The organism is Methanosarcina sp. 2.H.A.1B.4 (genome assembly GCF_000979385.1).
Lineage (GTDB): Archaea > Halobacteriota > Methanosarcinia > Methanosarcinales > Methanosarcinaceae > Methanosarcina.
Genome location: NZ_JJOV01000088.1, coordinates 1 through 15,558, shown reverse-complemented (window position 1 = coordinate 15,558; position 15,558 = coordinate 1). Strand labels below are relative to the sequence as shown.

Sequence of the window (15,558 nt, the reverse complement as noted above, 5' to 3'; positions counted from 1 at the left end):
AAAGACCGACAAAGAGCATAATAAACGTATAGAGTTCAAAGCAAGAGTTTGAACTCCAAAAAACGAATATATAAATAAAAAACAGGTTCGGAAGAACCACTGGTGTTGATATTTATGAGTAAGGAATGTCCAGACTGCCACGGGCGTGGCTATGAGGTAATTTCAACTGATGTCTGCCCTCTGTGTAAGGGAAAAGGCAAGTCAAAATCAGTTGATTTCATGAAAATTTCGGAAACCGAAATTGACAGTTTATTGAAAAATGGTGCAGTGTGTGAGAAATGCAAAGGAAAGGGGATAATCGAAGTTACCAGATCCTGTGAAGCCTGCGAGGGACTTGGAAAGATCTATACCTGCAAGGTTTGTGGAGTAAGAATTCATGAATCACAGGATGCGGATGAAGAGATATGCGGCTCCTGTTCACGTTCCCAGCATGTTTACGCTCTGGACGAATCCTGTGACCTCAAGGATGTTGAAGCAGGAAAACTTTACCACGGCATAGTGAGCAGTATCGCCTCTTTTGGAGTCTTTGTGGACCTGAACCCTCACGTAAGAGGGCTTATGCATTCCAGCAATGTTGGGGTCCAGCCGGAAGTTAGGAGTGCTGTGATCGTCCTGGTAAAAAGTATTAAAGCCGGAGGAAAGCTGGATCTTATTCCGCAAACTCTTACAAAGTACGAAACCATTGAGCTTGAAAAAGAGCTCACACTTAAGAGTTCAGCCGAAATAGACACCAGCATGAAAGGCAGGCTCGTCCGGATCGAAGGAGAAGTTATCCAGGTAAAACAGACCAGCGGACCTACTATTTTCACCATCGGTGATGAAGGGGGCTTTATTCCCTGTGCAGCTTTTGAGAGCGCAGGGAAGCGGTCTTACCCTCACATCGATGCAGGAATGATTGTATCGATTACCGGAGAAGTGACCCCGAGGGATGAGCAGGTCCAGATCGAAGTCATGAGCATGAAACTGCTGACCGGCGAAAAGGAAGCTGCTGTCAAGTCCAGGGTCGAGAGAGTAATTGAGGAAAAAGCAACACCTGCTGATATTCCTTTCCTGGTCGAAAGCGACATTATGGAAAAACTCAAGCCCAGAATGCTTCATGTCGCCAAAGAGATCAAAAAGGCAATCTTACATTCAACACCTATTATCCTCAGACACCATGCCGACGCCGACGGAATTACTTCCGCAATTGCCATTGAGAGGGCAATTCTTCCCCTTATTACGGAAATCGGTGGGGCGGATGCTGAATACTATTTCTACAAACGTGCTCCTTCAAAAGCTCCTTTTTATGAGCTTGCCGACGTTACAAGGGATATTTCCTTTGCACTTGAAGATTGTGCCAGGCACGGGCAGAAAATGCCTCTTGTGATCCTGGTAGACAACGGTTCAACAGAAGAGGACGTGCCCTCTATGCGGCAGGCCCAGGTCTATGGCATCGATATGCTTGTCGTTGACCACCACCACCCGGATGACATCGTTGATCAGTATCTTATAGGACACGCAAACCCTGCTCATGTAGGAGGAGACTTCGGAGTTACTGCAGGAATGCTCTGTGCTGAAATCGCCCGTATGATCAATCCCAGTATCAGTGATACGATAAAGCACCTTCCTGCTGTTTCGGCAGTCGGAGACCGTTCTGAGGCCCCGGAGGCTGGAAGATATATCTCCCTTGTCTCGGACCGCTATACCCTTGAAGAATTAAAAGAAATGGCGCTTGCGCTGGATTTTGAGCAGTTCTGGCTTAAATTCAGCAGTGGAAAAGGCCTTATTGACGACATCCTGGATCTGGGCGACCACAAAACCCATAACAATCTGGTATCTCTGCTTTGCGAACAGGCAAGTACCATGATAAAAGAACAGCTTGAGGTCTGTCTCTTTAACGTCAAGTCCCAGAAACTGGCGAATGGCACTATCATGAATGTGATAGATGTAGAAAACTATGCCCAGAAGTTTACCTTCCCGCCACCAGGCAAGACCTCCGGAGAAGTGCATGATGTACTCACCAAAAGGAACCCGAACAAGCCAGTGGTCACCCTGGGCTATGGCCCGGACTTTGCTGTGATCCGCTCAAAAGGAGTACTTATGAATATTCCTCGGATTGTTAGAGAGCTCCGCGAGGAAATGAAGGGCGCCGGAGTCAGCGGCGGCGGGCACCTTGTTGTAGGCAGCATCAAGTTCGTGGAAGGGATGAGAACTGAAGTGCTCTCAAAGCTCGCAGAAAAGATTGCATCTACGGAAGTTGAGTATTAAAAGGCTTTTTCAATAAGCCTCTTTTTACTTATCTCCCTTAGCCGGATCTGGACTGTACAAAGAAAATGAGATGACTGAGCACCACAACTGTAGAAGGTTAATAAAAAAGATTAAAGGTTAATAAAAATAATTAAATGATCAGTTGTTTAGAATGGTCAGAAATAATCTGTCCGACCAATTCTATAAGTTAAAAAAGTGTAATTTTTTGGAAAAACCTTTCATTTAGAAAGGCTTCCAATATTGTAAATGACTTTAATGTAAACGATTTATTTCTGCTTTTTTGTCGTTATTTTTAGTCAACACGAACTATCCTTACCAGGGACTGGATCGGGACATTGGCAATTGTATCTGCGCCTTTTTTGTCCACAAGAACCACCACTACTCTGGGTTTTGCGTCCATTTCCCGCAGCTGCTCAATTACTTCCATGGTTGTTGAGCCCGTCGTGATAACGTCGTCCACGATCACACAGTTCTTGCCTACAACGCTTCCGAAGTTCCTGCTGATGGTCCCTTTCTGGCCTGGCTGGACAACATCCTGTCCTTTACGGGAATGATAGAGAGCAAAGTCTACTCCCAGCTCGTTTGCCATCATGCTTGCCAGGGGGATACCGCTGGCTGCAACACCAACTACCACGTCCACTTCAGCGTTTGTCTTTTCCAGAGTCTCAAGCACCATGTCGCAGAGTGCAAGTGAGATGTGGTGAAGCCGTGTAGCGCTCTTTCCTATGCTGCTCCAGTTTACAGATATGTCTTTTGGAGCGGGGACTGCTCCTTCTTTTTTTGAGCGGGTTAAAAGCCATGTAACTGTTTCTCTTGAAACGTTAAGTTCATCGGCAATCTGGCCGGTCACAAGTCCATTGTTCTGCAGTTCCACAGCTTTCTGAATCAGATCTTCTATGTTCTTCATGCCTCCATTCCCACCTGAAATTTTTTTGTATGGCGGTATTTCCGGCCGATTTTTGCAGCTCTTCTTACGGATGCTGCCTGGAATTACTGCCTGAAAAATTATAATTCAAGTATATCTTTTCTCAGTTAAAGACATTATTACACTATCAAGCGTTATATCTTTTTCTTCAGTTTTCCTGAGACCTTTTTCCTGAAAGTCTTGTTTTTCTCTTTTTCTTCATGGGTGAACCGCAAATAGGGCATTCATCCCCTTTCTCGAAGGTTTTTTTACAACCCGTACACTGCTTTTGCCAGATAATGATGTCCCTTATCTTTTTCTGGGCTATTGGTTTAACCTGAATCCCAAGCTGCACGGCAACATTCTGAACTGCATAATCATCTGTGAGCAGTATTGCCCTATCCCTGTGTTCAAGGGCTTTTGCAAGAATTTCCAGGTCAGTTTTTGAAAGCTCTTCCGAGTCCCGGGTCTGTTCAGCTTTTTTCTTAACTTCTTTTACCATTTCCGGTTCTGGCCATTCGACCCTTAGCCCTCCCTCTTTTGCAAGATCAAAACGGAGCACTGAATCCTTGCTTTTTAACTCGTCCGCAACCGAAGGGACGGTGATAAGCAGCGAACTGTCCACGCTGCAGTTTCCCATAATAAATACTGCTGAATCTGCTATGTAAGAGGTCATTTTATTTCTCTTTGGCATGAAAGTACTGTGATTTGAAAAGTACTTTTATTTCTTTGTGCCTGTAATCTGAAGAATTTCATGTTTGTTTTCTCTTTTAGTATATAATCCATTGTCTCCCGAGTTTCGCTTCGGGATCACAGGAAATAGGAGATATTCTGGGAGTTGCACTGTAAGTGCAACAGCACGAGGTCCGTTTCAGCAGAGTTGCGGCTCTGCAGTACGCTGCCCTTTTCGCTGCGCTCAAGAGGGCTAATCTATGGGTTTTAGCAGTGAGCTTCGCTCGCTCAAGCGGACTAACTATGGTTTTTAATTGATTTTATAGTTCAAATTGAGCGTTTTGTTACAGATTTGATATGTATTTCCGTGATAGCAGAACCTTGAGATCAGGTGTAATATTTACGCTCGAAATCAAAAAGGTTGGTTCGGCCAACAGAAAAAAAATTAGTAGTGAGGTCAGTTACTGAAAGCAGAAGCAGAAGCAGAAGTAGAAGAACGGTTTTCAAATATGATATAACAAACAGATTGTGCCTGTTATGTCATATCTGATAAATGGCTCACTCCACTATCAATTAAGGGCTGAGCATGGAGGAATTTACATCTGAAGTAAATATGCAGGTTTTAGTATTATTTAGGGCAGATTATCTTGAGGCCTGCAATGACATCTGGCAGAAGCTCAATTGGGATACCCATTGTCATTTCTTCGTCTGTGATTTCGGTGTAAGCTCTGCTGCCGCTGCAGCCTACTGTAACTTCAATTTTGCCTTCTTTGTAGGTCTGCACCACACCATCGGAACAGAGGCTTTGTTTCCCTGCGAAACTGGTTTCAAGTCTGCCTCCGTTTTTGTACATATAAGCTTGAGTTAGTAACATTATTTGCTTTGGATTGCAAATGACAAGTACAACGTCCGGCATGAATGTGGTTTTTTCCAGGGGTGCGTACAGGACAGCTTCTGTAGAGTTAGGGGCAAGGGTCGGTACCATATCAATAGTACGCTTTGCAGCCTCCTGGGTACTGAACTGTTTTAAGCCCTTATAATAGAATTCTCCACTTGCTACTTTTGGAGGCAGTGCTCCAAGGCCCATGGCACCTGCTCCACCTTTGCAAGCCTGGTCCTCTCCCAGAGTATAAAATTCCTCTCCTGTTCTTCTCACTCTGTCAACAAGCTGGCAGTGTCTCATAGCCTCATCTACTTTTTCAATTCCCTCCGGAACCTGTTCTCCCTTTGGAACCAATTTCACTGCAACTGGAGAAGTCTTGAGTTTAAGGCATTCGAGCATTTCCTGTCCATAATTGTTGATTTCTTTTAAATCCATATTTATCACTCCGGGTATGAATCTTTATTAATTTTAAATGGAAGAAACAAAAAAATTGAATCTATATATTATATACACATGGTTGATAAGTTGTGATTAAATAAGACACAACCATATTCAATATAAGTATTCTTAAGTTTTGAATTAGAGAGGCGTTTTATCGCAGTACTCTCAATTTTTTTGAGAGTTTTGTTAATTTAAACTTCCTGCCTCAGACAGAAAATAAAGATTTATAATCATCAGGATTTAGTTTTCATAATTATATTGGGTTATCGCCTTATTTTTTGAGGCAAAAATTCTAAATTTTAAATCTGAATGAGTATAAATTAAGAACTAATCACTCATTAAGAACTAATCACTCAAGTTTGTCAAAAATTAGCTCCATTTTTCCCATTTCCCGGGCAAGGTTTTTAGAAATCAGACCGTTTTCGAGCCAGCAGGCATTCATTACCGCAGCCGGGACAAGGCAGGTGGGGGTGAGAGGAGCTTCAGCCATTTTCTGGGCAAGCACAGTCTCAGGGCCACCCATAAGGTCTTTCATGCCCATATCAAACTGTGTGCCCCATTTCCGGAGTTTTTCACAGGTGGTTTTGATATGCACATGGATGGTTTTGCCTTCTTTTGTAGCAATAACTTTTGTTGTATGTCCGCATACGGTATTGAGTGAAATTTCAGAAACCATTGTTTATCCTCCTGTAATCTGCATAGTCATCCGGGGTCGGAAGGGTTTTCAATGCACTATTATAAATGAGATATATGAGATTTCCCTTCTGGCCTGTATCTGAATCTCTTTTTCTCTTTCTTTTGTATTTAATTCATCATATATATTTTTCTGTGGCCAGCTTTTTGTGCCTCTTTTTAGACCGGTAACTTTATGGTCTTCGAATGCCACTTTTTCGGCTACAGTTACCCGTATGCAGGTGCTGTCCGGAAGTTAAGGTTTTTCTGGCGACATGATCGCAAAGTTCTTATACGATTCTATTCGTATTGCTAAGTCCATAGCAAATATGCTAATTATAGCATTCCTGTTAATACATTAATATATTAGCAGAGCAATTAAGCTACTGATAGGTATGCTTATGCCCTGAAAAAGGATCACTAGATCAAGATTACAGGATATTTACTATATGGATCATTTAAGGTTCCATTAAAAACCAGCTTAAGTAATACTAAAAATAACGTTAAGTATAAATCTTGGCTTAAATTTCAATACAATAACGAGGTTTTAATAATGAGATGGCAAGGCAGCTCCAGAAGAAAAGTTACCGGTGGAAAGGTTAATGCCGCCCGCGGAAAGCGCAAGTTTGAAATGGGCCGCGAATCTGCAGATACCCGTATCAGCGATGTAAAAAGAAAGAACATTCACACTATGGGCGGCAACAGGAAAGTAAGGCTTCTCCAGTCAAACGTTGCAAACGTGACCAATCCTAAAGACGGAAAGACAGTTACTGCACCCATTGAGACTGTAATTGAAAACACTGCAAACAAGCACTATGTCAGGCGTAACATTCTGACAAAAGGATCCGTTATAAGGACTCCTATGGGCACTGCTAAAGTTACAAGCAGACCCGGACAGGATGGAGTTGTAAACGCTGTATTAATTGAATAAATTGAATAATTGAAGAGAGCCCTGACCCCAGACCTGGGGTTCTGTGCCAATTTCCCTAAACCTTGTGCCGGTGGTCAACATGGACGAAATGATTCGACATATATTGGAAATTCTTGAAAATGATGCCCGAGCAAGTTCGGAAGAAATCGCAGCCCTGACAGGAATGTCTGCACAGGAAATTTCCCAGAAGATCGCAAAGCTTGAAGAAACAGGAGTTATCCGGCACTACAAGACCATAGTTGATTGGGACCTGGTTGGGGAAAACTACGTTTACGCCGTAATTGAGTTGAAGGTTACTCTCGAGCGTAACCAGGGCTATCAGGCAATTGCAGAAAGGATCTATAAGTTTCCGGAAGTCAGGTCTGTCAGGCTTCTGTCCGGAGACTATGACATCTCCCTTACCGTCCGGGGGAAGTCAATGAAGGATGTGGCTTTTTTTGTGGCAGAAAAAATCGCCACCCTTGACCAGGTCCAGAGCACGTCCACTCATTTCGTGCTGAAGACCTATAAAGAAGACGGGGTAATCCTCCACGAACCAGAGTCAATAAAGAGGCTCCCGGTATCGTTTTAAAGAGGGTACCAATTAAGATTTGATCCATCTTATCACATTTTATATTTTATCAAACTAATAAAGTTTTTTATAGGGGTGTTTGCTTGAGACCTCCATGCGATCCTTCAAAATTCGTTGCGGAAGCTGTAAAAAGTATCCCTCCATCAGGAATACGCCGTTTTTTTGACCTGGTTTCCGGACTTGAGGATATAATTTCCCTTGGTGTAGGAGAGCCTGATTTCATCACTCCCTGGCACATTCGTGAGATGTGCATCCACTCTCTAGAAAAGGGGCAGACTTCATATACCTCAAACTCCGGACTTCCGGAACTCAGAGACGAACTTACAAGAACCTATTACAGGCGCTATGGCCTGGACTATGATCCGGCATCCGAAATCCTGATTACTACAGGAGTAAGCGAAGCTCTTGATATAGCAATCAGGGCCGTGGTCAATCCCGGAGATGAGGTAATTGTGGTTCAGCCCTCCTATGTGGCATACGTCCCTTCAGTAATTCTGGCAGGGGGCAAACCTGTTATTGTTTCTACCCACAGAGACGATGATTTCAGCCTTACCGCAGAAGCCCTGAAACCTGCAATCACCAGTAAAACCAAGGCAATCGTCCTCAACTTCCCTAACAACCCTACAGGCGCAATTATGGAACAGGAAGGAATGGAGGATATCGCTGATCTTGTTGTTGAAAACGATTTATTTGTAATCTCAGACGAGGTTTATGAATGCCTGACTTATGAAGGCACCCATGTTCCGTTCTCGTCTCTTGAAGGTATGAAGGATCGGACTGTCATGCTGAACGGGTTTTCCAAGGCTTATGCAATGACAGGGCTCAGACTCGGCTTTGCAATGGGAGCTCCGGATATTATCCATTCAATGATGATGATCCACCAGTACTCCATGCTATGTGCCCCCATAACTGCCCAGGTAGGAGCAATCGAAGCCCTTCGCAATGGAAAAGGGGAAATGGAGCGGATGGTCCGGGAATATGACCGGCGCAGGCACTTTATCGTAAAAGGCTTTAACAGCATAGGACTTGAGTGCTTCAACCCGAAAGGCGCTTTTTATGCATTCCCCTATATCGGAGATACAGGCCTTTCCTCTTCTGATTTTGCAGAACGTCTCCTGAATGAAAAGAGGGTTGTTACAATTCCCGGAGATGTGTTTGGGGAAGCAGGTGAAGGATTCCTGCGGTGCGCTTATGCAGCATCTCTGGATGACCTTAGAAAAGCAATTGAGAGAATGGGAGATTTCGTAGACGGATTAAAACAATGAATTCGGCCGAAGCTTTATTCGATCTACTTTTACATTCTCATTTTATTTTTGTGATACTTTAATTTTTTACTTTGATCTCTTTTTTAGATTCAGCTTTCTTCATCGTCCAACCGCATGATAAGAGCGCGTACTTTATCATCCATTTTATCAATCAATTCGTTCATCTGGTTGTACCATTCGTCAACGTTTTTCTTTACCATCTGTTTCATTTCCTGGGGCTCGATAGCTACATATTCGTAGTAGTATCCCCCACTATCGATGGATCGTGTTTCCCTGTAAACAATTCCACAAGCTATAAGGTTCTGCAGGGAACGGTATGCAGTGCTCCTTTCCCTGCTGAGGATCTCTCCCAATTTTTCTGCTGTAAGAGGACCATGCGTAAGCAGAGCCTTATATGTGTCGATGTCAAGGGACTTCAGACCGAGTACACATTGTACCATGTCCTCGCATCTGAAGCTTGCTCTGATCATCTCATGAATAGAATTAACCATAAAACCACTATTTGAGGGCAGTTTGCCATATTGTTTTTTAAAATTTATTTTGAGCTCTTTGAGGATACCGGCAAGCACATTCAATTATATAAGGTAGATTGAGGATGCTCGTGAACTACCCCTGGGCTAAAGACCTGGGGCTTCCTAAGTCATAGACTACCTTCCGGAGTCTCCAAAGGCGTTAATTCGGGCAGTCCCTGCCCTACTATGTACCGCTCCGCCGCCTGATTCGGCTTTACAGGGTTTCAAGCTAGAGACGGTGTATTTTCCAGGACCTGATGAGCCTAACGGTTAACATATATTGCATTGGCCACTTGATTCTCGTAACCATTACTTAATATTATATTGGTTTCGATGTATATCAAGTCAAAGGATAACGAAACGAATATTGAAGAAGGTGACGCTTATATCTTCCAGGCTAAAGACCTGGGGGTTTTACGCTTCTTCTTATAAAATAGAAAACCTTATGCCGGCCTCCAAATATACTTTTTAAAAGCATAATCCCCAATCGTGTTAAGTATCATTATGTGTTATTTAGCTACCAATATTGGTGAATAGATTTATAAACTTATTTATATCAGTTAAATTTTATTATATTTATCCGGTAATATTTGCTAAATATTCCATTAGATTTTTTCAGACAGTTTTCATAAAAACGTACATGAAATTCTTCGAATAATAGGCACAAACAAATCACAGTACTTTTCAAATCACAGTACTTTCATGCCAAATAATAAATCCGGAATAATAAATCCGGAATAATAAATCCGGATTGATTCTGGTTAGTTAATTATATATATAATTTCCTGACTCAATAAGCTCTGAGTCCTTATGAAGCCCATTATCCCTGAAGATGAACGTTCCGAAGAACCTCTTGATACTGAGAGAATAATTTACCATCCTGACATGATAAAAGCCAATGACTGGGTTCTCACTGAGTATGAAGCTCCTTTCAGGGAATTATGTATTTTTGTTCCCTGCGCCAAGAGAAAGCCTTACCACGAAAGCCCATCCCATAAAAAATTCGACAGGATAATTTTTGGGATTGCAAAGCCCGAGGATGTACACATAGTAACCTTCGGAACCTGCGGGATTGCTCCAAGGGAACTTGATACTCAATACCCTTTTATGAACTACACTTTCATGATGGGCAAATGCAATGTGACAAAGATCAAGAGAGACTTCATAAAAATAGAAAGTGAAAGGATTGCCGCTTATCTTGAAAAGACGAGGACAAACTACAAGCACAGGATAGCGTACTGTATCGGAGATTTTCGGACTGCAATGGAAAAAGCCCTGGAAATAGTTGACATAAAAGTGGATATTGTCCCGAGGGAATCCACAATTCAGAGGATGATCCAGCCCGATAAATCCTTCATTTACAACAGCCTCTCATCTAAAGAGTACCTGCAGGACTTTTCCGACGCGATAACGACAGCCTTAAAACTTCCGGCAAAGGAGGTTGGTCTCCGGGAAGACCTGTCTGTTGACGACACAGACTGGTATGTCCTGTGAACCAACCCCACCTGTCGGGCTGATGCCCTCCAAGGAGGAGGAACTTCCCATTGTGCCTCCGCGTTCCCGGAGTTAAAGTTGTCCTCTAGCCAATCCGCCTGCAGGCTAGATCTCTATTTAGTCCTTGATGGAGTATAAGCTCCGCTCCGAAAGGAACTAAGTCTTTTATCGCATCAGGTCTTCCCTGTGTTTTTATGCTTGAAAGACAGAGGGGTGTCTCCTCTGCTTTTTATTCACTGAAAGCTTAGAACTTCGATACGAATGTCCTTGCCTGCCAGAGGGCAATGACCGCCAGGATGAGGATCAGGACCATCCACATGGTGTCTGCTCCCGGGATAATGGAGTTTACCCAGTAAGCATTGTAAGCTTCCATAGCAGCTGCCGTTTGTACCATATTTTTCCCTCCGTGCCTTTAGACATACCTGAGACAGGCATCCGAGCCCCGGACCTTTCCGAAGTCGGTGATCACATATTTGTGCAGCAGGAAATCTTTTTTGTAAATTCCCTCCTCATCGACTTTCTGTTCCACATCTTTCAGCATCCCCCCGGACGCCAGTTCGATGATATCAAAGTTGATGCTGTCCCTGCCGTAGGCGCTTTTCATGTTATATTCTTCCTGGATTTTTGAAACGATTTCGTAGTTCCAGTGTCCTTCCCCATCAAGGAACAGCTCCAGGATCCTGAACTTTATAGGCCGGTTCTTGCCCACTTTCACTCACCTCTCAGGGTTTCAAGTGCGCTTGTTTCTTCCGTAAACATGACGAAGCTGCCAATAACACAGAGGGTACCTCCGACAAGAATGGTCCACTGCGGGACATCTCCGAAGAAAAGGAATATGAAGATAATAGCACACAGACCGTAGAGGTTTCCTATCCCCTGGCCTCTCCCGACTCCTATCAGCGGGAAAGACTTGTACCAGCAGACGTAACAGAATCCAAAAGTGATTCCTGCAAAAATCAGAACCAGCAGTGTCAGAGGTTCAAATGCCTGGAGTGCAAAGGAGTACATAGGGTAGCCAACTATTGCCAGGATTGGCACGATAATGATCCACCAGATGATGTTTTCCCCAAGGAACCGAAGGGTAAGCCCCACATCAGGCTCGGAAATATCAAGCCCTTTGCCTGCAATTGCACCTTCTATTCCCCAGCCTGCAGCAGCCATCAACCCTCCCAGGTATCCAATCCAGGGGACGCTTCCTGCAGCAAGCTCGGTTATAACCCCGCCACCAAAGATTGTGATTCCACCAAGAATAATGATTATAATTCCGGTTGCTGCCCTCTTGCTGATCTTTTCCCCATACCAGTAATAAGCAAGTACCGAGCCGATCACAGGATAGAGAAGGGCAGCAACGGCTGCGAATGCTCCGCCAATAAAGCCCATGGCCATAAAGGAACCAAGAATTGCTATGGGCCCCCCGAAGATTGAGGCCAGGAAGAACCATTTGGAACAAGGGTGGAATTCCTTAAGTGTCCGGCCCAGTTCTCCGAATTTTCCAAGCACCCCATTCCAGAGCATGAGGGCCAGCATAACTGTAAGTGCATTAAATGCGGTAATCAGAGCCGCTGTTACAACCAGGGACACTGCATCTCCACTGGTCTCGGCAATAACCCCATACATCTCATCAAAAGGGTTCAGTACCCACACAACAGTTCCCGGCAGGTACCAGATGCCCCAGAAAACAGCACAAAAAAGGGCCCACATGTACCCTTTACTGATTTTTCGTTTGCTTTCCTGCGCTTTCAAAGCTTTCAGATCCATACCAACTCCCCCCTTTTGTTAGAGTTATTGGGCAGGTGTACCGGGAGCCCGGCCTGTATAGCCTTCCTGGGACTCCCGAAACTGCCTGCTCTTCTGATTATCAGCGCTTCAGGGCTGCCTTTACCTTGGTAACGGCATCTGTTGCACTTTCTCCGTAGATGTTTGCCCCAATCTTGTCAGCCCAGTCCTGGGTAACCGGAGCTCCTCCGACCATGGTCTTGACCTTATCACGGACGCCTGCTTCTTTGAGCTGTTCCTCAATCTGAATCTGGTTGACCATGGTGGTGGTCATAAGGGCGGAACTTGCAACAATGTCAGGCTTGAGTTCCTTTGCCTTTTCAACGAAGGTCTTGATGGACACGTCTCTTCCGAGGTCTACCACTTCAAAACCTGCAATGTTGAGCATGGAGGCAACGATGTCCTTTCCGATGGAGTGGATGTCTCCTTCGATGGTCCCGATGACGACGGTCCCGAGCTTTTTAGTCTGGGATTTCCGCTTCTCCATCTCGGGGGTCAGAACGTCGACTCCTGCTTTCATTGCTTCTGCGGCTGCAAGCACATGGGGCAGGAAAAGAGTCCCCTGCTCGAACTGTTCACCTACGTACAGCATGCCTGCGGTATAGCCGTGTTCGATGATTTCTACCGGGTCGACCCCGGCGGCAAGGGATTCATTTGCTGCTTCAGCTGCCATATCTTCATCAAACTCGGTGATCGAAGCTTTTGCTTTTGCTATAATCTCTTCTTTGCTTGCCATTTTTATCCCTCCCTGAAGGCTCTGTCAGCCTTGTCGACAACTGCTTTCATGGCCTTGAGGATGTCTGCATCGATTGGTTTTACTTCATGGTGCTTGAGGACATCCATCACCTTTTCGTTTGCCGCGGACGCAAGGTCCTTGGAGCCGGCTGCTGCCCAATCTCCGAACATGCGCCTGTCGATGAGCATGGGGTCGGAGGGGTAGTCTACAAGCATCCTCGTCTGCTTAAGGGCCAGGAAGTTGTTTCCGATTCCTACCTTCTGAATGGATTCGACTGCCAGGGTTTCGGTAGAAACCGGAATTCCCTGCATTGCTTTCTTTGTCATTTTGATGATGTCGTTGTCGATGACCAGTTGTTCCATGGAGAAGGTCATTCCTAGCTCAAGCATCCCGGCGCCGTAGAGGGTGTTAGCCCCTGCGAGGGCGGGAAGGAGGCAGGTCATGGTCTTCTCGTGTCCAGCCTGGTCGTCCGGGATCTTTGCATCAGACTAGGTGCCTGCCACGAATGCGGGGAGGCCATAGAACTGGGCGAGCTTTGCGACAGCAGCGCTGATCAGGCCGAGTTCGGGAGATCCGACGGGCGCAGTACCCTTCTTCAGGTCGAAGGTGGTGGTGGAACTTCCGTACCAGACTTTGGTTCCGGGCACTGTGAGCTGGGCAAGGGTGATACCGGAGAGGACTTCGGCGTTGTGGGTAACAAGAGTTCCTGCAAGGTATACAGGAGAAGACCCGCCGGACATTGCCATACTCAGGACGTTTACAGGGATACCAAGGCGGGCACCCTTAATGATGACCTGGCAGGCGTTGACACTCAGCTCAAGCGGGCTGGTCGGACAGAGCAGCATGGAGAAGATCGGTTTTTTCCTTGCTTCTTCTTCGTTGCCGCCGTAGTAGGCTTTTGCAATGTCCCAGTAGTATTCGACGTTTTCGCCGACAGGGTCAATGTGGTGGAAGTGTTTTGCGGTGTTGGTAAGAGGGGTGAAGGTCTCATGGACGTCCTGGGCGCCTTTTCCGGCCCAATCCCTGGCAGACACCGGGAGGGAGAAGTAGTCAATATTTTCGGCCCAGTCACAGAGCCTTGCAATTTCTGCAATGTCCTTCTCTACTGAATCCACTGTGACATACTTCCCGTCCTTGTACCTGCACATCTTGACCCCTGTCCCGAAACAGGTCCAGTGCACCTTACCCCCTGACTCCTGTACGGTATTGTACTTCTTGTCGCGTCCCCAGAGCACAAACCTCGAGGGAGCGAGCTGAAGGGCTCTTCTTACAAGATATTCGGGGATCTTTACGATCTGAGTCTTTTCGTCAACATCACAGCCGTTTTCCTTGAAGATCTTCCTTGCCTCGGCATCCGAAACCTGGATTCCGGGGTTCATCAGGACTTCCATTGTAGCGTAGTGGATAGCCTTTAACTCATCATTGGTGAAAAGGCTCAGTCTCACGCCCTCAAGGTAATCAAATCCTGCAAATGCATTACATTGTGCCATTTTCGTTCTCCTTTATTTTCAAATTTATTTACTTTACTTCTATTTGCCTTTCATCTGCAATAGGGGAAAATCCACGTTTTTCCCATGGGTTGGACTTCAACGGACTGTGAAGAGGGAATAAATTTTATTTTACAGGGGAAGGGTTGAAAACCTTCTTTAAAATCCCTGTTTGAGAAAACCTGTTAGCTTACGGCTACAGGCCTCTAAAAAAAGGAAAACTCGGTGTCCTCCCGCTCCCTTCTTTGAAACCCCTGTCTATAGTCTCCACTATCCGCTTTCCCGTAACTTTTCGAAAAGACCGCCATTTCGTCCCTGTGTGACTGCAGGGAAAAAACCGCGCCACATTTTGGCAAAGTCCTGTACCCTTTCCGGATTAAGCCCCCCTTGGCTTCAATTATTTCCGGATTAATTTATACTACTCTGTCGATTTTATTTTATAAAATCCGTCTATATATAATTTCCTGATAACTTTTAATTTGATTTTTCGATAGAGCTCATCTTTCGCGTTTACCTTCCGGTCTGTTTTCTAAAGAGATCGCAGGAGTTGATCTTGACACCGAGCAGCTTTTCAATGTTCATCTTTGCAGCAATGCCCTTTGCAGCTCCTGGCACGGAGGTGATAACGCCAATATCAAGCTCTTCACGCAGTTCCCTCATGATATGTTCGTCTGAGAGGTCCATTGTGCCAACTTTAAGCTTCTTTGCCACGTACTCTTTTGCGTCTTTTATCCTCATGTTCTTTGAGAATTCCATCCTTGCTACAAGGTCTCCGGCTGCTCTCATCCCGGTCATCCCGGAAGCCATTATGTGGGAAATCGGCATACCCAGCGGGTCGCCGACCCCTACCTATATGCCGTCTACGCCAGCAATTTCGACCATTGCCTTGCTTGCCCTTGTAACGGCATCGATTGGAGGAGTCTCAAGCATCGGAATTCCGCCGACACCCATACCCATGTCAACGTGA

The 15,558-nt window shown here is 45.2% G+C and carries 15 protein-coding genes and 2 pseudogenes; 5 read left to right on the top strand and 12 right to left on the bottom strand.

Translation table 11 applies throughout. The features are described 5' to 3' along the window. Nucleotides 1-114 precede the first annotated feature (114 nt). A complete protein-coding gene (locus EO92_RS14490) occupies nucleotides 115-2,247 on the top strand; it encodes a DHH family phosphoesterase (protein ID WP_048172615.1) in 2,133 nt (710 codons plus the stop codon). A 292-nt stretch (nucleotides 2,248-2,539) separates the two neighbouring features. On the opposite strand, the gene EO92_RS14485 is transcribed toward EO92_RS14490, so the two are convergent. The 5 genes from EO92_RS14485 to EO92_RS17940 all read right to left on the bottom strand — a co-directional run bounded on the left by EO92_RS14485 (nucleotide 2,540) and on the right by EO92_RS17940 (nucleotide 6,033). Next, nucleotides 2,540-3,154, bottom strand: coding sequence for an orotate phosphoribosyltransferase-like protein (locus EO92_RS14485; RefSeq protein ID WP_048132105.1), 615 nt, complete (start codon nucleotides 3,152-3,154; stop codon nucleotides 2,540-2,542). Between the two features lie 166 nt (nucleotides 3,155-3,320). Further along, on the bottom strand, nucleotides 3,321-3,827 hold the full coding sequence (locus EO92_RS14480) for an NOB1 family endonuclease (protein ID WP_048172612.1): 507 nt from the start codon (nucleotides 3,825-3,827) through the stop codon (nucleotides 3,321-3,323). 624 nt (nucleotides 3,828-4,451) lie between these two features. After that, nucleotides 4,452-5,141 carry a DUF169 domain-containing protein gene (locus EO92_RS14475; protein ID WP_048172610.1) on the bottom strand — a complete coding sequence of 230 codons (690 nt, stop codon included), beginning with the start codon at nucleotides 5,139-5,141 and terminating at the stop codon, nucleotides 4,452-4,454. A 355-nt stretch (nucleotides 5,142-5,496) separates the two neighbouring features. Then, the gene (locus EO92_RS14470; protein WP_048132539.1) at nucleotides 5,497-5,823 is read right to left on the bottom strand and encodes a DUF6951 family protein; all 327 of its coding nucleotides are present in this window, start codon (nucleotides 5,821-5,823) and stop codon (nucleotides 5,497-5,499) included. A gap of 48 nt (nucleotides 5,824-5,871) precedes the next feature. Continuing rightward, the gene (locus tag EO92_RS17940) at nucleotides 5,872-6,033 is read right to left on the bottom strand and encodes a hypothetical protein (protein WP_156165844.1); all 162 of its coding nucleotides are present in this window, start codon (nucleotides 6,031-6,033) and stop codon (nucleotides 5,872-5,874) included. Between the two features lie 339 nt (nucleotides 6,034-6,372). On the opposite strand from EO92_RS17940, the gene EO92_RS14465 reads away from it, so the two are divergent. From EO92_RS14465 to EO92_RS14455, 3 genes are all read left to right on the top strand, one after another. Continuing rightward, nucleotides 6,373-6,750: a 30S ribosomal protein S8e gene (locus tag EO92_RS14465; protein ID WP_048172608.1), complete on the top strand. Its 378-nt coding sequence runs from the start codon at nucleotides 6,373-6,375 to the stop codon at nucleotides 6,748-6,750. A gap of 79 nt (nucleotides 6,751-6,829) precedes the next feature. Beyond that, nucleotides 6,830-7,321, top strand: coding sequence for an Lrp/AsnC family transcriptional regulator (locus EO92_RS14460; protein WP_048172627.1), 492 nt, complete (start codon nucleotides 6,830-6,832; stop codon nucleotides 7,319-7,321). Between the two features lie 83 nt (nucleotides 7,322-7,404). Then, nucleotides 7,405-8,586, top strand: a complete 1,182-nt coding sequence (locus tag EO92_RS14455) for an aminotransferase class I/II-fold pyridoxal phosphate-dependent enzyme (RefSeq protein WP_048142844.1) — start codon at nucleotides 7,405-7,407, stop codon at nucleotides 8,584-8,586. Between the two features lie 89 nt (nucleotides 8,587-8,675). Here EO92_RS14455 and EO92_RS14450 read toward each other — a convergent pair whose 3' ends face one another. Continuing rightward, nucleotides 8,676-9,077, bottom strand: a complete 402-nt coding sequence (locus EO92_RS14450; protein WP_048132544.1) for a helix-turn-helix domain-containing protein — start codon at nucleotides 9,075-9,077, stop codon at nucleotides 8,676-8,678. Between the two features lie 831 nt (nucleotides 9,078-9,908). On the opposite strand from EO92_RS14450, the gene EO92_RS14445 reads away from it, so the two are divergent. Then, complete coding sequence (locus EO92_RS14445; protein WP_048172606.1) at nucleotides 9,909-10,592, top strand: DUF5591 domain-containing protein; 684 nt, start codon at nucleotides 9,909-9,911, stop codon at nucleotides 10,590-10,592. A gap of 244 nt (nucleotides 10,593-10,836) precedes the next feature. Here the strand turns inward: EO92_RS14445 and EO92_RS18330 are convergent, their stop codons facing one another. The 6 genes and pseudogenes from EO92_RS18330 to EO92_RS14415 form a co-directional block, all read right to left on the bottom strand. After that, a complete protein-coding gene (locus EO92_RS18330) occupies nucleotides 10,837-10,986 on the bottom strand; it encodes a hypothetical protein (protein ID WP_200894995.1) in 150 nt (49 codons plus the stop codon). A gap of 18 nt (nucleotides 10,987-11,004) precedes the next feature. Beyond that, nucleotides 11,005-11,301, bottom strand: coding sequence for a hypothetical protein (locus EO92_RS14440; RefSeq protein ID WP_048172604.1), 297 nt, complete (start codon nucleotides 11,299-11,301; stop codon nucleotides 11,005-11,007). 2 nt (nucleotides 11,302-11,303) lie between these two features. After that, nucleotides 11,304-12,350, bottom strand: coding sequence for a DMT family transporter (locus EO92_RS14435; RefSeq protein ID WP_048172602.1), 1,047 nt, complete (start codon nucleotides 12,348-12,350; stop codon nucleotides 11,304-11,306). 100 nt (nucleotides 12,351-12,450) lie between these two features. After that, nucleotides 12,451-13,104: a B12-binding domain-containing protein gene (locus EO92_RS14430; protein ID WP_048172600.1), complete on the bottom strand. Its 654-nt coding sequence runs from the start codon at nucleotides 13,102-13,104 to the stop codon at nucleotides 12,451-12,453. Between the two features lie 2 nt (nucleotides 13,105-13,106). Further along, nucleotides 13,107-14,594 (bottom strand): annotated as a pseudogene (gene mttB, locus EO92_RS14420) ([trimethylamine--corrinoid protein] Co-methyltransferase). Nucleotides 14,595-15,101: 507 nt separating this feature from the next. Further along, nucleotides 15,102-15,558, bottom strand: a pseudogene (locus EO92_RS14415) ([dimethylamine--corrinoid protein] Co-methyltransferase); the annotation flags it as partial.